The sequence below is a fragment of the Chryseosolibacter indicum genome (assembly GCF_018598585.1).
GTDB lineage: Bacteria > Bacteroidota > Bacteroidia > Cytophagales > Cyclobacteriaceae > Chryseosolibacter > Chryseosolibacter indicus.
The window spans coordinates 35,479-52,361 of the sequence record NZ_JAHESD010000025.1; the positions used below are offsets into that span (position 1 = coordinate 35,479).

Annotated in this window: 16 protein-coding genes; 7 read left to right on the forward strand and 9 right to left on the reverse strand. The window is 41.4% G+C overall.

All coding sequences use genetic code 11. The features are described 5' to 3' along the window. The first annotated feature begins 23 nt into the window (after positions 1 to 23). The 6 genes from KK060_RS12400 to KK060_RS12425 all read left to right on the forward strand — a co-directional run bounded on the left by KK060_RS12400 (position 24) and on the right by KK060_RS12425 (position 5,190). Positions 24 to 605, forward strand: coding sequence for a TetR/AcrR family transcriptional regulator (locus KK060_RS12400; protein WP_254154054.1), 582 nt, complete (start codon positions 24 to 26; stop codon positions 603 to 605). A gap of 62 nt (positions 606 to 667) precedes the next feature. Further along, entirely contained in the window at positions 668 to 1,462 is a 795-nt protein-coding gene (locus tag KK060_RS12405) for an SDR family NAD(P)-dependent oxidoreductase (protein ID WP_254154055.1), read from the forward strand. A 414-nt stretch (positions 1,463 to 1,876) separates the two neighbouring features. Next, the gene (locus tag KK060_RS12410; protein WP_254154056.1) at positions 1,877 to 2,287 is read left to right on the forward strand and encodes an OsmC family protein; all 411 of its coding nucleotides are present in this window, start codon (positions 1,877 to 1,879) and stop codon (positions 2,285 to 2,287) included. Between the two features lie 55 nt (positions 2,288 to 2,342). Next, positions 2,343 to 3,251 (forward strand): alpha/beta fold hydrolase, encoded by a 909-nt coding sequence (locus KK060_RS12415; RefSeq protein WP_254154057.1) that lies wholly within the window; start codon positions 2,343 to 2,345, stop codon positions 3,249 to 3,251. A gap of 101 nt (positions 3,252 to 3,352) precedes the next feature. After that, the gene (locus KK060_RS12420) at positions 3,353 to 4,216 is read left to right on the forward strand and encodes a helix-turn-helix domain-containing protein (RefSeq protein ID WP_254154058.1); all 864 of its coding nucleotides are present in this window, start codon (positions 3,353 to 3,355) and stop codon (positions 4,214 to 4,216) included. 53 nt (positions 4,217 to 4,269) lie between these two features. Then, positions 4,270 to 5,190 carry a DMT family transporter gene (locus KK060_RS12425; protein ID WP_254154059.1) on the forward strand — a complete coding sequence of 307 codons (921 nt, stop codon included), beginning with the start codon at positions 4,270 to 4,272 and terminating at the stop codon, positions 5,188 to 5,190. A 3-nt stretch (positions 5,191 to 5,193) separates the two neighbouring features. On the opposite strand, the gene KK060_RS12430 is transcribed toward KK060_RS12425, so the two are convergent. The 6 genes from KK060_RS12430 to KK060_RS12455 all read right to left on the reverse strand — a co-directional run bounded on the left by KK060_RS12430 (position 5,194) and on the right by KK060_RS12455 (position 10,259). Beyond that, positions 5,194 to 6,174, reverse strand: a complete 981-nt coding sequence (locus tag KK060_RS12430; protein ID WP_254154060.1) for an adenylate/guanylate cyclase domain-containing protein — start codon at positions 6,172 to 6,174, stop codon at positions 5,194 to 5,196. Between the two features lie 227 nt (positions 6,175 to 6,401). After that, positions 6,402 to 6,971, reverse strand: coding sequence for an NADPH-dependent FMN reductase (locus KK060_RS12435; RefSeq protein ID WP_254154061.1), 570 nt, complete (start codon positions 6,969 to 6,971; stop codon positions 6,402 to 6,404). Between the two features lie 19 nt (positions 6,972 to 6,990). Further along, positions 6,991 to 7,563 (reverse strand): YceI family protein, encoded by a 573-nt coding sequence (locus tag KK060_RS12440; protein WP_254154062.1) that lies wholly within the window; start codon positions 7,561 to 7,563, stop codon positions 6,991 to 6,993. 179 nt (positions 7,564 to 7,742) lie between these two features. Next, complete coding sequence (locus KK060_RS12445; RefSeq protein WP_254154063.1) at positions 7,743 to 8,525, reverse strand: polysaccharide deacetylase family protein; 783 nt, start codon at positions 8,523 to 8,525, stop codon at positions 7,743 to 7,745. 23 nt (positions 8,526 to 8,548) lie between these two features. Next, entirely contained in the window at positions 8,549 to 9,133 is a 585-nt protein-coding gene (locus tag KK060_RS12450) for a Crp/Fnr family transcriptional regulator (protein WP_254154064.1), read from the reverse strand. 565 nt (positions 9,134 to 9,698) lie between these two features. After that, positions 9,699 to 10,259 (reverse strand): U32 family peptidase C-terminal domain-containing protein, encoded by a 561-nt coding sequence (locus KK060_RS12455; RefSeq protein ID WP_254154065.1) that lies wholly within the window; start codon positions 10,257 to 10,259, stop codon positions 9,699 to 9,701. A 519-nt stretch (positions 10,260 to 10,778) separates the two neighbouring features. On the opposite strand from KK060_RS12455, the gene katG reads away from it, so the two are divergent. Beyond that, entirely contained in the window at positions 10,779 to 13,019 is a 2,241-nt protein-coding gene (gene katG, locus KK060_RS12460; RefSeq protein WP_254154066.1) for a catalase/peroxidase HPI, read from the forward strand. Positions 13,020 to 13,185: 166 nt separating this feature from the next. On the opposite strand, the gene KK060_RS12465 is transcribed toward katG, so the two are convergent. Genes KK060_RS12465 through KK060_RS12475 form a run of 3 tightly spaced genes read right to left on the reverse strand, consistent with a single transcriptional unit; the run spans position 13,186 to position 16,880 of the window. Further along, entirely contained in the window at positions 13,186 to 14,175 is a 990-nt protein-coding gene (locus tag KK060_RS12465) for an FAD:protein FMN transferase (protein ID WP_254154067.1), read from the reverse strand. Between the two features lie 12 nt (positions 14,176 to 14,187). Continuing rightward, positions 14,188 to 16,386 (reverse strand): PepSY domain-containing protein, encoded by a 2,199-nt coding sequence (locus KK060_RS12470; RefSeq protein ID WP_254154068.1) that lies wholly within the window; start codon positions 16,384 to 16,386, stop codon positions 14,188 to 14,190. 11 nt (positions 16,387 to 16,397) lie between these two features. After that, positions 16,398 to 16,880: a DUF2271 domain-containing protein gene (locus KK060_RS12475; RefSeq protein WP_302180067.1), complete on the reverse strand. Its 483-nt coding sequence runs from the start codon at positions 16,878 to 16,880 to the stop codon at positions 16,398 to 16,400. Between the last annotated feature and the right edge of the window lie 3 nt (positions 16,881 to 16,883).

Here is a 16,883-nt window from a genome sequence, read left to right on the forward strand (position 1 = left end):
ACTTGCAGGAAAATTAATGTAAGATGCCAGGGAGACCATCTACTTTTAATGATGAAGAAGTTGTACTGAAAGCGCAGAAAGTTTTCTGGACAAAAGGTTACACCGCCACGTCTATGGAGGATCTGCTGAAAGCTATGGGCATGGGATTGGGTAGTTTCTACAATGCCTTTAAAGGTGGTAAGAAAGAACTTTTTCAACGCGCATTGGCAGAACGGCGATTGGCCTTTGAAGCCTTTAAGCGGAAGCTTGAAGAAAGTAATGATCCTATCCAGGACATTAAAGATTTTTTCCTAAGCATTGCCGATACCGATATTCAAACCCATATGCAAGGTTGCATTGTAGTAAATACTGCCGTTGAAATGACCTTTGTAGATAAAGACCTTGAGAAAGCATCGATTACAATCCTTAACGAAGTAGAGCGTCTTTTCATTGATACGATTAAACAAGCTCAAAAACAAGGCAAACTCAAAACCAAGACAAAGGCAACTTTGCTTGGCCGGTATCTCATTACATTGTGGAATGGCATTAACATTACCCGTAGAATGCATCCTGACAGATCTGTATTGCGTGAGCAAATTAAAATGCAGTTATCCCTTATTGAATAATTTTTACCCTATTTTGTAGTAATTACTACAAATCATGATCAAAATAACATATACACGCTAAAATGGATTTACAGTTAAAACAAAAAACAGCATTCATCACTGGTTCAACACAAGGCATAGGTCTTGCCATTGCAAAACAACTTCTGTTGGAGGGAGCAAATGTAATCATACATGGAAGGTCACCCGAAAAAGTGAAAACCATTGTCGCATCGTTGAAGAATGAAGTAGCAAATAGCAATGTTTCAGGGTTGACAGCAGATTTTCTAAACGCTGAAGAAGTTAATGCACTCATTGCTCAATTACCATCTGTAGATATACTAGTTAATAATGCAGGTATATTTGAAGTTAAACCTTTTACTGAAACCAATGATGATGACTGGCAAAGAATGTATACGGTTAATGTAATGAGTGGTGTGCGATTGTCACGTGCGCTTCTTCCTTTAATGCTTAAAAAGAACTGGGGTCGCATCATCTTTATCAGCAGCGAGTCTGGCATTAATATTCCTGAGAATATGATTCACTACGGCACTTCAAAAGCTGCGATGCTTGCAATTAGCAATGGACTAGCTAAACTAACAAAGAACACTTTAGTAACTGTCAATACAATAGTGGGTGGTCCTACTTACTCAGATGGTGTAGCAAATGTAGTAAAGCAAATTGCGGCCAGTCAAAATATCACTGCCGAGCAAATGAAAGCAAATCTCACCAAGAACCTAAATCCAACTTCTCTTTTGCAGCGCTTTATCGAGCCCACGGAAATAGCTAACATGATATCTTTCCTTGCTAGTCCGCTTTCCGCTGCAACGAATGGATCTGCTATCCGGGTAGACGGTGGCGTTCTCACCACCACTATTTGATGGTGAAATTCTTTCGCACTAATCAGAAGATAAAACAATACCTGTTGCCGTTAATCCCGTGCAACAGGTTCTACGCTTATCAATTACCCTCTATTTAAAGCTCCGGCAAATCACCCGGCACGCCCTCATCAACTCACCTGTTTTTATAAAGGTACCCTCATTGATATCATAGTCAAACAGTCCCCTGTACTTATAATAACAGAGCTATCTGAGTTCGTGTTTATTCGTCTCCTATAGGAAAAGATAGTCTACTATCCCTACACCTTTCCACCACGCTATTCAGAAAAATAAGCACTGAATTATCGATAGGGAAAAATGTACAAGACACGTAGCAATTTGTCCATTTTCCAGCGCCTCCCTTTAGCACACCTTTGTACTATCAAATTAATCACAACAACAAAAAAAATAAAACATATGAACCGATCAGCTAAAGCAATCTGGAATGGCACAATCAAAGAAGGCAAAGGAAACCTCACCACCCAAAGCCACATTCTAAATAACACACCTTATTCGTTTTTAACACGATTTGAGAACCTGTCCGGAACAAATCCTGAAGAATTGATGGCCGCAGCACATGCCGGATGTTTTACAATGAAAGTAAGCGCAGACCTTACTGCAGCAGGATTTACACCCGAAGAACTGAGTACTGAAGCCGTAGTCTCGCTAATCAATGGCGTAATTTCTAAATCAGCACTAACGCTACATGCGAGAGTACCTGGAATATCTCAAGAGCAGTTTACAAAAATTGTACATCATTCGAAAGATACATGTCCTGTTAGCAGAGCATATAATCTTGAAATCACGTTAGATGCACATCTTCTATAATGTGATCAAGTTCAAATACAATAATCAATCATAAACCATTAATAAAAAACCAAACATGAAAACAACAATCTTAACAATCAGCTTATTAATTGCCTTTATTTACAATCTGCCACTTTTTGGTCAAGGGAAAAGAGTCCCAGCCTCTGCGGGAAGAGAAGAATATATTGAAGTAGAAAAAAATGTGAGGCTTCATGTCGTAGACCTTGGTGAAGGGCAGCCCGTTGTATTGATACACGGATGGCCGCTAAGCAACGCTATGTACGAGTATCAATACCAATACCTTGTTCAGAAGGGATTTAGAGTTATCGGTATTTCACTTAGAGGGTATGGCAAATCAGATAAACCTTATGGCAGATATGACTTCGACACATTTTCTGACGACATTAAAGTAGTGTTGGAAAAGCTTAAAATAGAGAATGCAGTATTAGGTGGCTATTCAATGGGTGGCGCGGCTGTACTTCACTATGTTACTAAGTACAATGGTGCCCATATCAGCAAGCTCGCTTTATTTGCCCCTGCAGCGCCATCATGGATACAACGTCCTGGTTTCCCTTACGGATTAACAGAAGAAGGTGCAAAATCATTTATTCAACTCACCAGAACTAACCGCCCACAGGTAATCGATGATTTTGACAAAGCATTTGCGGCTACAGAGAATGGAATTTCTAAAGGAATGTCAGAATGGTTAAAGAGTGTCAATATGGAAGCATCTCCTTACGCAGCATCAGAATCATTGGTAGCACTTAGCCGTCTTGATTTACGTCCTGAACTGAGCAAAATTAAAGTACCAGTAGCGATCTTCCACGGCGCAAAAGACAAGTTATGTGACTTCGTTCTCGCCGAGCAACTAAACAAAGGAATTAAGAATTCACAGATCATCAGGTTTGAGAACAGTGGTCACGCGCTTTTTATCGAAGAAATGGAGAAATTTAACACTGAACTGGAAAAGTTCGCTAGAAAGTAATCACCCTTTGGTTGCAGCGTAATCCATACGCTGCAACTTTTTGACATTGTTAAGAAACATCGGTTAACTTTCTTTAATTTTCATACAAATTATCCCTTCTCATGAATAAGCCTCATCTCTTTGCAAGTAGTCTTAAAAGATTGGGACTTGCCTATGTAAATGCTGAAAGCGCTGACACCCTTAATAGCGACGCCTATAAGCAATACATCAAAGTAATATACCTCCCAAAAGGTTATAGGCTTACAGTAGACTTTGCAGCATATGAAACACGTCAGCCTTCGCTTTTCTTTGTAGCTCCCAATCAATTCTTGAAGATTGACAAGTTTGGCTCAGAAGTAGGATACCTGATCTTCTACAACCGCGATTTCTATTGCATTCAGATACATGACAACGAAGTAGCTTGCGATGGTTTATTGTTTAACAACATCAACAATATGCCTTTGGTCAATGTGACAAAAGAAGAAGTAGCTTTTATCAATTACCTTTTTCAACAAATGGAAGACGAATTTAAGCTTGGAGACACTTCCCTGGAAGAAATGATTCGCACATACTTAAAGCAACTGCTCATTAAAGCCACACGGCTATGGAAGAAACAGCATCTTGAAAAAAGTGTTGTAGAGCAAAACAATGATGTTGAGTTCTTTAGAAAGTTTACGCTTCTGGTAGATGCGCACTACAAGAAGAAGCACAGTGTTGCCGATTACGCCGATGTTCTGGCAATGGCACCAAAAACAGTCACCCATAAATTCAAACGTATGAAACTACCTCAGCCCAATGAGGTAATTAAAAACAGAATAATTCTTGAAGCAAAAAGACTACTGGTACACACTACAATGACGGCAAAGGAAATTGCTCATGAACTAGGCTATGAAGATCCTGCATATTTCAGCAGGCAATTTCAGGTAAAAACGGGTGAATCTCCCTCAGGATTTCGAACCAAGTATCTCGGAACGAACAAGGTGTAACATCAGCATATATCCTTCTCATTATTCATTTAATACAACCATCACATCTCATTATGCCATCCGTAAGAAAGACAGCCATTGTACTGGGCCTGTTATCGTCTTTATTCTTTGCCATCACGTTTGTTGTCAATAGAGTCATGTCTTTAGAAGGCGGTAGCTGGGTATGGAGTGCATCCCTCCGTTTCTACTGGATGCTCCCGCTATTTCTAATAATCGTTGCATACCGTCGCAATTTCAAAGCATTAATAGCGGAAATAAAACTAGACATAAAGCAATGGATCCTCTGGAGTACAGTTGGATTCGGCATTTTCTATGCATCTCTTACATTTGGCGCCGCTTATGGACCTTCATGGCTAGTAGCAAGCACATGGCAGTTTACAATAATTGCCGGAATAATTTTATCTCCTCTAATCCATTCATCCGGAGAACGATCGAACCTTCTCTCATCCTTATTGTTCTCAGGAGTTATACTTCTTGGCATTATCATTATGCAGGTAAGCCATGCGGAATCATTCTCGTTGAATAGTTTTTTACTGGGAATACTACCGGTACTCATCGCTGCATTTGCTTACCCTCTCGGCAACAGAATGATGATGCAACTTACAAGAGGAAGGATTGATGTGTATCAAAGAATACTCGGAATGCTCATCTGCAGCATGCCTTTCTGGTTTCTGTTAAGTAGCTATGAATTGTTTGTAGCACATACCACCCCGGAGAAGAGTCAGTATACCCAAACCTTTCTTGTTGCAATATCTTCAGGCGTAATTGCTACCGCTTTATTCTTCTTTGCTACAGACAAAGTTAGTACCGATGAGAAGGCTCTGGCTGCAGTAGAGGCGACGCAATCTGCTGAAGTAGTTTTTGCGCTCGCAGGAGAAATATGGCTATTAAACAGTGCCTTACCTGATATTTATGCAATGATTGGAATGGCACTGGTAATCATCGGAATGGTATTGCACAGTTATAAAGGGTAGTTGTTATGGATTATACGGAGTACCCATAAGAAACACCCTTACATCACCATTTACTCCCTTCAGGTTTACAAATGCTGATCGATTACTTTGCATACTTGCTGGCAAATGGTTATGTACTTCAGAAGATATAATAAAGCTATTGTTAAGCTCCTTTGTTGCGTTTTGCAACCTTGAAGCAATGTTTACTGGCGACCCCATTACAAACCGGTGACTGATAGAATTCAGTTCTATTTCACCGCTGATTACTTTTCCCACATGCACACCGATTCCTGCTTGAATAATATGCATGAAGTGCGGTTTAAAATAGGATTCATTTAAGGAATTAAGCTTTTCCAATATTGATAAACCTGCCTGAACAGCATCTCTAACGGCAGCATGTATATCACTTTCACATTGGAACACCGCATAGAAGCCATCACCCATCAACTCAATTATTTTACCACCGTGGCTCTCTAAGATAGTTTGAAACACAGAGAAAAGCTTGCGGATTACATGAATCACATCAAAGGGAAAGTGGGCTTCAGAAAAGGTAGTGAAGTTGCGTATGTCGAAAAAGAGAAGAACCATCTCTAACTCCTCTCCTATTTGCTGTGGTGTTTGCACAGCGTCTTTCCCCACGTAATACCCTATGTCTGAGTCATCCCGTATAATGCGTTTTAACTTTACTGTACCAACCTGCACCGTTGTCTGACATGCTAGCCGGATATCAGGTAGAAAAGAGAGCTTTTTGTTTAACTGTTTCTCTTTGTTGTTTGGAGCTGATAAATTGCTATGGCCCTCAAGAATTAGCACTCGGCATGTAGAACACTTACCTTTTCCCCCGCAGACATGCAAATGCTGAATCCCAGCTCTAAGAGACGCTTCCAACAATGATTCTCCTGTTTGGATTGTAACCACCTCATCTCCTTCAAATTCAACATTGTGCATCGCAGATTTGAAGTTCGCTGCTGACATTCCTATACGTGAAAAACCTTCATCATTCATACTTCCTCCGTTAGCTAGTAAGTGATTTTTAAACCGCAAAACACCGCCTTCTGCTTTCGTTCTATTTGCAAAGTTATTACTTTTTATCGAGGTGCCCGGAATAGTATCTCATTCATCAACAATAAAAATTTCAACAAAAAGAGAACGGCCTGCCATACAGGAGATACCCCACAAACTCCAATAGCTCGCCGTTCCAATTCTTAAAATCGAAGTAATTGATTTAAAAATCAGGATACCATCTCCATACGTAATCCTTTCATTGCCTTTGACCACATAACTATCTGATCAATCATCTCATTTAATTTTTGTAAGTGAACAGAGGCAGGCTTAAAAACCTGAAAGTTTTCAAAATCAGTAAAAAGTGAAAGCGATACTTGTGTATGAACATCTGCTACTTTAAGTGCACCCATAATAAGCCTTAAATGCTCAACCGCTCTGATAGCGCCACTGCCTCCATAACCCACAAATCCTGCCACCTTATTATTCCATTCTTTATATAGAAAATCAATAGCATTCTTAAGCGCCGCTGATGTAGAATAATTGTATTCCGGAGTTACAAATACATATGCGTCAAAAGAAGCAATCGTTTCAGACCATCGTTTTGTATGAGCTTTTGTGTAAAGACCAAGATATGGTGCTGCAGCCTCATCCAGTAATGGAAGATCAAAGTCCTTTATATCGATCAACTCAAATTGAGCATCTGTTCTGTTTTTCGAATGCTCAAACACCCAATTCGCCACTGCCTCGCCATTTCTACCAGGTCTTGTACTTCCTAAAACTATTGCTATTTTAATCATACTATGTTATTGTTTACGTTTATGATAATCTGTTATCAATTCTTGATACTTTAGCCGCGTTTTGTTCCGACTGCTTTAATAGCTGCATGTTGATTGACAATATGACGTCTTCACTCACAACCCTGGCTCCTGCACCTGTTGTCGCATTCCATTTTAAGCCACACTGTTTCTTATTTAGCAATCCTCGCACTTCAAACCCTGCCTTCGTGTTTCCCCACGGATCTGTGGTAGTACCAGCATAGGTTACAGATAACGTAATTGGCATTACATTATCTTTTATCAACAGGTCACCATTTAGCTCGAACCTGTTATCGTGCTGTATTTTCAACACATCACTGCAGAAAGAAATGACAGGATGCCTGGCCACATCAAAAAAATCAGGGCTTTTCAGATGTGCATCACGTCTTTCATTATTGGTGAAGATGGAGCAGACATTAACCTCAAACCAGGTATGTGCACTTGAGAAATTTTCTCCTGCAAGGACCACTCCCGAGAAATCATTAAAGCATCCCGTCAGCGAAGAAATGCCCAGGTATTTTACCTTAAACTTCACCTCCGAATGGTCGCGGTCAACTATCCACATTGTCGCCATAAATGCCTTCGTTACATGCGTTATTATAGCACAAAAGTGTAGGCAACGGGATCAGTATAAAATGATAAAAAATAAGAAAGAGACTTGATCTATATCAAGAGTTTACGCTTTAGAGTAAACATCAAACTTTAAAGCAGCGTTTGTCTGTGGCTTAAACGCAAATAATATGTTGCATAAAATTACTTGTTCTGCATTGCTAAAACCGCTCCTGCAGCAATAATGGAGAGCGAATCTACCTGTACGAGGCGTTTGAGTAGTTTTCTTAAATATGCACTGCTCATCGGCCCCCATCCCTCCTTATCAAGACCATGGGTATTTAATACAAGCCATCCACCTTCTGTTTTTAGAAAATTATTTACCTGTTCTTCAACCCAGTGATCAATATTTTCAGGGCCTTTTGATTTACATCCTATACGCATTCCACCCCCCTTTTTAGGAATTGGATTGACCGCTCGCTCGCCATTCGTACGCACTGCTTTTACCTTTGACAAAGCATACGCGTCGAGCTCAGGTGTAGAAGCGTTAAACGCGAAATTATAAACGGATTCAGTACTCTTGAATCCTTCAAGATGTTGTTCAAAATAATCGAGGCACTTATCAATAAGTAAAGTTGCCTCCGTATAAGGTATTTTGGCTAGATTAACGTGATCCCAGCTGTGAGGCATGATTTCATGACCTCGCTCCTGCAATCTGTTCCAATCATCAAAATTACCCAACAACTCCGGCCGTATCCATTGATCGGGAGCTTTAAAGGAGGATAAGTGGCCAGAAGCTATTACATTCAGGCAAGCCTTTAGTCCAAATTCTTCAAATATATCTGCCGTCTTGTAAAATGATCTCTTAAAACCATCATCAAAGCTCAGCGTTACCAAATGCGTTTTTCCTTTTGGAAAAGCATAAGGCACACCACAAAGAGTGAGTGCCCCTACCGATGCGGTTTTAATAAATGACCTGCGATGCATAGACTTTTTTAGCAAAGTATTAATTATTTTGAAAGTGCCTGTTTTCTAACGCGACTTAATGTTTCAGGGGTAATACCGAGATAAGAGGCAATCATGTTTTGCGGAAAGCGTTGCAGAAATTCAGGATAAGTTTTCATCAGATGTGTAAACTTCTCTTCTGCAGAAAACGAAAGCGTTGCCTGAATCCTGTTTTGTGAACTGATGAAATATCGCAGATCCAGTTCATGCAATGTTTTTATAAACAAAGGAGACACTGCTCTTAATTTCGTTAGCTGCTCGTTGGTAGTAACTAACAAGTCACAATCTTCAACCGCATCAATATTATAGGGAGATGGCGTGGCCATCGCAAAGCTTTCCCTGTCACTCATCCACCAGTTTTCTATACCAAGCCTCACAATATGCTCTACACCCTTACTATCAATTGTATACTGGCGCATTGCACCTTTCACAATAAAAGCACTGGTTTGGCAAACACTATTTTCATGCAAAATGAACTGCCTCTTCTTAACTGTTCGCGGAGTAAACGCTTCGTAATAATGCTCAAACTCCTCATCAGAAATAATAGAGGATGTATAATTGTTAATGTATTTCCTCAGCGCATCATACATGATTCACAAACCTGTTTAGTAATTGATTACCCCTCGTATACCTGAACACTGCTTACTTGCAAAAGGGGCTCGCCCAAATATAGTGATTTTGCTTATCTCACTTCAACGGTGTGTGTTCGTGCATTTACTTGCAAATGGATACAATATGAGGAAGTCTGTTCACTGCATATCGGTTAGTTATATAAATAAAAAGTAAGGGTTAACAAGATTACTTCCCTTGCTAAAAATTTCAGAGTCGTGCGAAACGCCACTCCGATTGCAAATCCTTGTTGCCTAATGTATACTAACGAACTAAAAGCGTCTCCATTTGAAGGCAAAAGCCCATAGGAAAAGAATTTAATTAGTTTGGGCAAATCCCTTCGCTTCCATCACGCAGTTTCAACCCTCACTCCGGGTCGGGCTATTCGCTATACTCCTCGTGCCTACGCTCATGCCTAACCCCAACTGCGGGGTGCCGCTACTATCCCTTTTGCAAAAAAAGGCCCCATTTAAAAATTCCAGGATTTGATTCGTATAAAACCACTAGTCATTAAGTCATCGCCCTCAGACCTCCACAAACTCCAATTCAAAATCCTACCACCTTCCAATGTGTCTTATCAAACCTATCGTAACTAACAATCTCAGCCCTGCACCGTTCTGGATTTGGATTAACAACTGTAGCCTTATACTCCCAGTTAAAGCCTTTCTTTGTTGCCAATCCTGACTCAATCATATTTCCGGTGGCATCATAAATCGAAACCTCAACCTTCGTAATCTTCAAGCGCATTTTCGGTGTCATCAGAATTACATCCCCTACCTTTCCCTTATAGGGTTTTATATCCACATCTTCAATTTCAGGCATCGTCATAAAATCTTTTACTACGGCCTGTTGAGCGGTTCTTAAACCATTGACTTCTGCTACAATGGTGTACCACTCGTTTTTCTCCGGTTCCCTTAATGTAACATCGGCATAAAAATGCGCTTCCGTGAACATGGCTCTCTTTTTAAGTTGCTCGGCGCTGGCAGGTGTTTTATTCTTCCCTTTCCTACTAAAAAAGGTCTTGTTGCCATACCTTTTAAAAACAAGGTCATCTCCAAATTTTCCGCTAAATGAGCCCGTAATCTGATTGTCAATAATTTTTCCCATAACTTTACATTTTTTATTGTTGTCACTTTTTTAATATCGTCAGAACAAAAATATGTTCGCACTCCGCATTCCATACACGGAGTAAAAAAATCGTTAATTATTTTATTCAGTGCGCCAGTAGACTGGGTACGGTGTGAAATCAGTATAGATTCTGTGGTATTTCACTGATAATTCGCTGATTCTTCAATAAAAAGGCCTTTTTATGAAGGTTGATAGAACAATCGCAGAAGAATGGCACAAGGAAGACTGATGGGAAATGGGAGCCACAAGGGAGGCAGACTAAAGAATCAAGTAACTGGGCAGTCGGCGAAAAAGCAAGATTGCCAGTAAAAGGCTCTAATCGCTTCATACGCGCAACCTTAATCTGTTCTAAAACCAGTAATGCATCACAAATTGCATGTGAGTTATAGATAATAATGATAAGATCATAAAGATAATCAATTTGATTTATAATGGTATTAGCCCTATCCTTGTGGGTGATTTCGAAAAAACCTCAGTAATTATCCACTTACTAATAATATGGAAAACAGTATCCCTACTACCCAAAAATCATTGCAGGTCAATGATAGCGAAGTAAAATGTCCGTTTCACGGTGGCTCTCTTAAACAAACTGCCGGCGGTGGTACACGCAACCGCGACTGGTGGCCAAATCAGTTGAAACTTAACATCTTACGTCAGCATTCTTCCCTGTCTGATCCGATGGGCGAAAGCTTTGACTATGCTAAAGAATTTAATTCACTGGATTTAAAAGCGGTAAAGAAAGACATCTTCGAACTGATGACTTCATCACAAGAATGGTGGCCAGCAGATTATGGTCATTACGGACCTTTCTTTATTCGTATGGCATGGCATAGTGCTGGTACTTACCGCGTTGGCGATGGTAGAGGTGGTGCAGGTGCTGGCCAACAGCGTTTTGCCCCGCTTAACAGCTGGCCTGATAACGCTAACCTTGACAAGGCACGCTTACTTCTGTGGCCTGTTAAACAAAAATATGGTAAAAAAATCTCCTGGGCTGACCTTATGATTCTTGCAGGTAACTGCGCACTTGAATCTATGGGCTTTAAGACTTTCGGCTTTGCCGGCGGACGTGAAGATGTGTGGGAACCTCAGGAAGATGTGTATTGGGGTTCTGAAACTACTTGGCTTGATGACAAGCGTTATACACCACAACGCGAGCTTGAGGCTCCGCTTGGCGCCGTGCAAATGGGTCTTATCTATGTAAACCCTGAAGGACCTAACGGAAACCCTGATCCTGTTGCTTCTGCGCGCGATATCCGGGAAACATTTGGTCGCATGGCAATGAACGATGAAGAAACCGTAGCACTTATTGCCGGAGGGCACTCTTTCGGTAAGACACACGGTGCTGCAGATCCTTCGAAGTATGTAGGTGCTGAGCCTGCAGGTGCGGGCATTGAAGAACAAAGCCTTGGCTGGAAGAATACATTTGGCAAAGGAAATGCTGGCGATACTATCACAAGTGGTCTTGAAGGTGCCTGGACTACAACACCTACAAAATGGAGCAACAACTTCTTTGAAAACCTGTTTGCCTTTGAATGGGAATTGACTACCAGTCCTGCAGGAGCAAAACAATGGAAGCCAAAGAATAATGGCGGTGCTAACAGCGTGCCTGATGCACACGATCCATCAAAACGCCACACGCCTGTTATGCTTACAACTGACCTTGCGCTTAGATTCGATCCTATTTACGAGAAGATCTCAAGACGTTTCCTTGAAAACCCTAAAGAGTTTGAAGATGCATTTGCGCGTGCGTGGTTTAAACTAACACACCGCGATATGGGGCCTCGTGCACGTTACCTAGGACCTGAAGTGCCAAAAGAAGAATTGATCTGGCAAGATCCACTTCCTGCAGTAACACATAAATTAATTGATGATAACGACATCGCGGCGCTGAAGAGCAAAGTTCTTGCTTCAGGCCTTACAGTGTCTCAATTAGTGTCTACAGCATGGGCGTCAGCTTCTACCTTCCGTGGTTCTGACAAACGTGGTGGTGCCAATGGTGCACGTGTTCGCCTTGAGCCACAACGTAACTGGGAAGTAAATAATCCTGATCAGTTAAGCAAAGTGTTAAAAACACTTGAAGGCATACAGAAAGAATTTAATGCAGCGCAGTCTGGTGGCAAGCAAGTATCCATCGCAGATCTTATTGTTCTTGCAGGTTGTGTTGGTGTTGAGAAAGCTGCAAAGAATGCAGGTGTTGAAGTAAAAGTACCGTTTACACCTGGTCGTGTAGATGCTACGCAGGAGCAAACTGATGTTGAATCATTTGAGGTACTTGAACCTTCTGCAGATGCATTCAGAAACTACATCAAGTTACATCACAAGGCTGCAGCTGAAAACATGTTGGTAGACAAAGCACAGTTGCTAACACTCACTGCACCTGAAATGACTGTACTTGTTGGCGGTATGCGTGTTTTAAACACCAACTTTGATGGATCGAAGCACGGTGTGTTCACAACAAAACCTGAGACACTGACTAACGACTTCTTTGTAAACCTTCTTGATTTCGGAGTTACATGGAGTGCTACCTCTGCATTTCAGAATGTGTTTGAAGGTCGCGATCGTAAAACAGGTTCTGTAAAATGGACTGCCACCCGCGCTGATCTTATCTTTGGTTCTAACTCAGAGCTAAGAGCAATTGCGGAAGTATATGGCTGTTCAGATGGACAGGAGAAGTTTGTAAAAGACTTCGTAGCTGCATGGAACAAAGTAATGAATCTTGATCGCTTTGATTTAAAATAAGAGTTCATAGTTTAATTATAGTAAAAGGTGGCCCGGCAACGGCCACCTTTTTTGTTTATCCTTCTACTTCTTTCGTCTGAAAGACATTCTTGTGAAGCTTTGCTTCATGCTAACTCAGAAAAAATTATTGGAGGAATGTTATAGATAAGGTGGTTGTGTTTTCAACCTATTTGTTCTTTGATCTAATCACCTTTCCCTTATCGGTAATCATGATGCAATGGTATTCAGGGTACTTCTTTAACAAGACAAGTCCCGCCTTGCTGCCCAACACCATCAGTGAGGTACTGAAACCATTAGCCATTTCAGCGCTTGGGCCAAATACCGTTACACTGGCAAGACCGGTAGCAGGATATCCTGTTGAAGGATTGATAATATGCGAGTAGCGCTTGCCGTTGAACACGACAAATTTTTCATAATTACCAGAAGTTGTAACGGCGCCTTCATGAAGTGTTACTACATCGAGAAGTTTATTCTTTTTGAACGGATTGGTAATCCCTATCTTCCATGGCTCGCCATTTGGTTGTTTTCCCCAGGCGCTCATATCTCCTGATCCGTTCACAATACCTGCCTTAACTCCTTTTGCGAGCATCATCTCTCTACATCTGTCGGCAGCATAACCTTCACCCAGTGCACCGAAGCCAATCTTCATTCCTTCTAATTTTAAGAAGATGGTAGATGATACGCCATCCAGGATAATGTTTTTGTATCCCACTTTCTCTACTGATTTCTTAATAGCCTCCGCTGATGGCATCTCCTTCATAGAGCCGTCAAACTTCCAGATCCTGTCCATGGCAGCAAAGCTGATGTCAAAAGCACCGTTTGTAATCTGAGAAAACTGGAGCGCCCTTCTTGTAAGCTCAAAAACCTCCCGATCAACTTTTACAGGGTGAATACCCGCGTTTCTGTTAACTTCGGATATCTGTGTTTCAGGTTTCCAATCTGAGATAAGATTTTCGATCCGTACAATCTCTGCAATAACCGTATCAATATACTTCTCTGAAGTGAGAGAATCTTCAGCTACAATTGTAATATCAAACCTCCCCCCCATCAATAACGTAGTTCTCTTTCGCAGTACTTGCGCATTGCCCATTAAGCATTGCAATAACAACACTACTGCGATTAACATCTTCAGTCCAACAACAAATACTCGTATCATTATAATTGTGGATCAATAACAATCAGCAACTACTTGTCCGCTCGACTTATACGTTGCAATACCTGCTCCAAATCGCTTAATACATATTTGATCTAGGGTAGCCTCAACATCCTGCAGCATGGCAAGGGAACCACATATCATCACAACCCCTCCTACAGCAAGAAGGTTAACAAAAAATTTAGCATCTCTTTTGATAAGGTCCATTACATAACAATGGTTTTCTTCCTGAGAAAAAGCGATGTTAAAGGTTTTGAGGTGCTGCTTCTGCATGTATTCATCAGCAAAACCTTCATAGCGTTGTATTAATTCTGTTCTTCTTCGAAAACCACAGTATAAATGGACTTCTGTTTTCTTTTTGTTCTGCTCAACCATTCCAAGAAAAGGTGCTATACCAGTACCGTTGGCAATCAAAGCTACAGCAGGAGCAGGCTGCGGGAAATGGAATCCTTTGTTATGAACAATCCGTGCGCTGATTACAGCTCCAGGATTTAAGTCATACAAATAACGAGAACCAGAGCCTGAAGGATGGAGCTTTACAGCAAGTTGAATATTTCCCTTGCTCTTGCTGATGGAGTACAACCTTTCTTTACCATTATTGTCAGGATAAATCGCAAGCAGATCTCCTGAAGTAAACACAGTTTTTCTATCAGGCTTTAATGTTAATAGAAACGTCTCATCATTACTGGCCACCATTGTTTTTTCCAGCACGTGCATTTTCCGTAGACCCTCAGGGACACCGTTATACAACGCTGGCGCAGTGGTGAGTGAAAGTCCAGTTTTTTCATTCCACGCTTTTACCCATTGTGTAAACTGCAAAGGCGATTTATCGTCTACCGTATGCAATGTGACGAGTGGTTCGGCCCATGGCTGACGTGCAAGCACTTCATCTACCGTTCTGGCGTAGCCACAAAAGTCAGGATATGCATGTGATCCAAACCCCACCACTGAAGTATAAACAGACTGGGTTTGCGTATTTTTCGATAAGAGTGACACGAGTTTATTCGCATTAGAAGGAGCATGTCCAAGTCCATGTGTAGAGGTGAACACCACAAGATGCTTTGCCTTTGGAAAAACAGCATAGTTGTTAAGCTCGGCTAGGAAAGATGTTCTTTTATTAGCGAGAAGCTGTTGATGAATAGCATTGGCAAAACGCAACGTACTCCCGTTCTCGGAGCCAACGAGAAGAATAAATTCGCTTTCGTGTGGTTTGTGCTTATTCGTAATACGCGTTGCGATCCGCCGTACCGTCATGCTGAAACCCGAGTAAATAAAAAACAAAATATTTAAGGACGCAATTGCGAGAACAATAGCCCACACAATACTTGTGCGACCAGTATGGAGGTCGAGGCTCAGGGTTTCAAGGAGCGCTGTAAAAGGGTACTGAACGTTACTAAGAACGTTGCCCGTAAATTGGTCAATAACCATTTCACGGTCTTTCAGTTTCAGCACGTAATATTCATCAGGATCATCAGAAAAAGGAAATTCAATCTTTCGAACTTCTGAAAGCATGGTATTGCTAAACACTGCAAAATCAGCAATGTTCTTTTCAGAAGGGCTATCAGACGCAACGGTTTCAACCTCGTGATTGATCTTTGGCTGAGGCAGCAGATTAAACCGCACGAGCGATAGATAAGTACCGCTAAGTGCAATGATAAAAATTGGAATAAGAGCTAACCTGCCTGTTACGACATGATAATACTGCGCAAAGTCGTCTTTGACAATTCGCGAAAAGAATCGCCGTATACCCTCCTGCCGTTGAATGATAAGCGCGATACCTGAGACTGAAATGAGCATAAGCAGGAAAGCATTCAGGCCAATAAAAAATCTGCCGGCCTCATGAAGGAAAAGCGAGCGGTGCAGAGCGGTAATCCATTGAATGAAGTCGCTCTTCTTTTCGGGCTTTCCCGATAAGGCTCCTGTACGCGGATTGATGTATGCTTCTACATCATCACCATTTGCATCAACGCCCTGCAACACAATATGCTGATTGTGATCAACGCTTATCTCCGTGATTTCAGGATAAGCCTTACGCAACACGGTTAATGTTTCTGTAAGGCTTATGTTTTCAATGTTGTCCGCACGGTATGGCGACGCCCTCTCCCTAACTGCATCGACAGCCAGTATTACTCCCGTAACAGAAGCCAATGCCAGAAAAATAAAAGAGAACAATGCCAACGCGAGGTGGGCATATCGCCATACCGAAAGTGTCATTTATGAAACTCCTATTCGCTCTTGCTGAGCTTTACGTACCTGATGTACCCTTTGCCTTCTGTTCTGGCAGCAAGCCCTTCGTCAGTCAATGCAATTTCGACATCATCTACATGATATTGCTGGTCCTCTACAGCAGTTTCGAAACGGAGTTTATATCCTTTATTGACCTTCGTGTTGTCGATCTCAAACGTAGTTACGCTGCGATCGCCACCTGTAACGGAAGCTCCTGTGATTGCACTGATATCCGTAGGTCTTTTCGAATACACCTTATACCATTCTTTTAAACTGTTGTACCACTCTTTGTCATCACCCATCACATACAGCGTTTTTTCGTATTCCCCTTTAGGATTAATGAGTGATACTACCACATAGGCGCCTTCGCCCATGTAGTTTGACATCTGTAGTAAACACTTGTACTTCGTTTTTTGGGCTGACGCGTGAAAGGAAAAACAGGTGATCACGCACACCAGGCACAATTTCATTAATAACTTCATGGT

What these genes read in the sequence shown, in the direction of transcription:
- katG (WP_254154066.1), top strand. Translation starts at nt 10,779, where the DNA reads ATGGAAAACAGTATCCCTACTACCCAAAAATCATTGCAGGTCAATGAT.
- KK060_RS12405 (WP_254154055.1), top strand. Translation starts at nt 668, where the DNA reads ATGGATTTACAGTTAAAACAAAAAACAGCATTCATCACTGGTTCAACA.
- KK060_RS12445 (WP_254154063.1), bottom strand. Translation starts at nt 8,525, where the DNA reads ATGCATCGCAGGTCATTTATTAAAACCGCATCGGTAGGGGCACTCACT.
- KK060_RS12475 (WP_302180067.1), bottom strand. Translation starts at nt 16,880, where the DNA reads ATGAAGTTATTAATGAAATTGTGCCTGGTGTGCGTGATCACCTGTTTT.
- KK060_RS12415 (WP_254154057.1), top strand. Translation starts at nt 2,343, where the DNA reads ATGAAAACAACAATCTTAACAATCAGCTTATTAATTGCCTTTATTTAC.
- KK060_RS12470 (WP_254154068.1), bottom strand. Translation starts at nt 16,386, where the DNA reads ATGACACTTTCGGTATGGCGATATGCCCACCTCGCGTTGGCATTGTTC.
- KK060_RS12400 (WP_254154054.1), top strand. Translation starts at nt 24, where the DNA reads ATGCCAGGGAGACCATCTACTTTTAATGATGAAGAAGTTGTACTGAAA.
- KK060_RS12435 (WP_254154061.1), bottom strand. Translation starts at nt 6,971, where the DNA reads ATGATTAAAATAGCAATAGTTTTAGGAAGTACAAGACCTGGTAGAAAT.
- KK060_RS12425 (WP_254154059.1), top strand. Translation starts at nt 4,270, where the DNA reads ATGCCATCCGTAAGAAAGACAGCCATTGTACTGGGCCTGTTATCGTCT.
- KK060_RS12455 (WP_254154065.1), bottom strand. Translation starts at nt 10,259, where the DNA reads ATGGGAAAAATTATTGACAATCAGATTACGGGCTCATTTAGCGGAAAA.
- KK060_RS12450 (WP_254154064.1), bottom strand. Translation starts at nt 9,133, where the DNA reads ATGTATGATGCGCTGAGGAAATACATTAACAATTATACATCCTCTATT.
- KK060_RS12430 (WP_254154060.1), bottom strand. Translation starts at nt 6,174, where the DNA reads ATGAATGATGAAGGTTTTTCACGTATAGGAATGTCAGCAGCGAACTTC.
- KK060_RS12440 (WP_254154062.1), bottom strand. Translation starts at nt 7,563, where the DNA reads ATGGCGACAATGTGGATAGTTGACCGCGACCATTCGGAGGTGAAGTTT.
- KK060_RS12410 (WP_254154056.1), top strand. Translation starts at nt 1,877, where the DNA reads ATGAACCGATCAGCTAAAGCAATCTGGAATGGCACAATCAAAGAAGGC.
- KK060_RS12420 (WP_254154058.1), top strand. Translation starts at nt 3,353, where the DNA reads ATGAATAAGCCTCATCTCTTTGCAAGTAGTCTTAAAAGATTGGGACTT.
- KK060_RS12465 (WP_254154067.1), bottom strand. Translation starts at nt 14,175, where the DNA reads ATGATACGAGTATTTGTTGTTGGACTGAAGATGTTAATCGCAGTAGTG.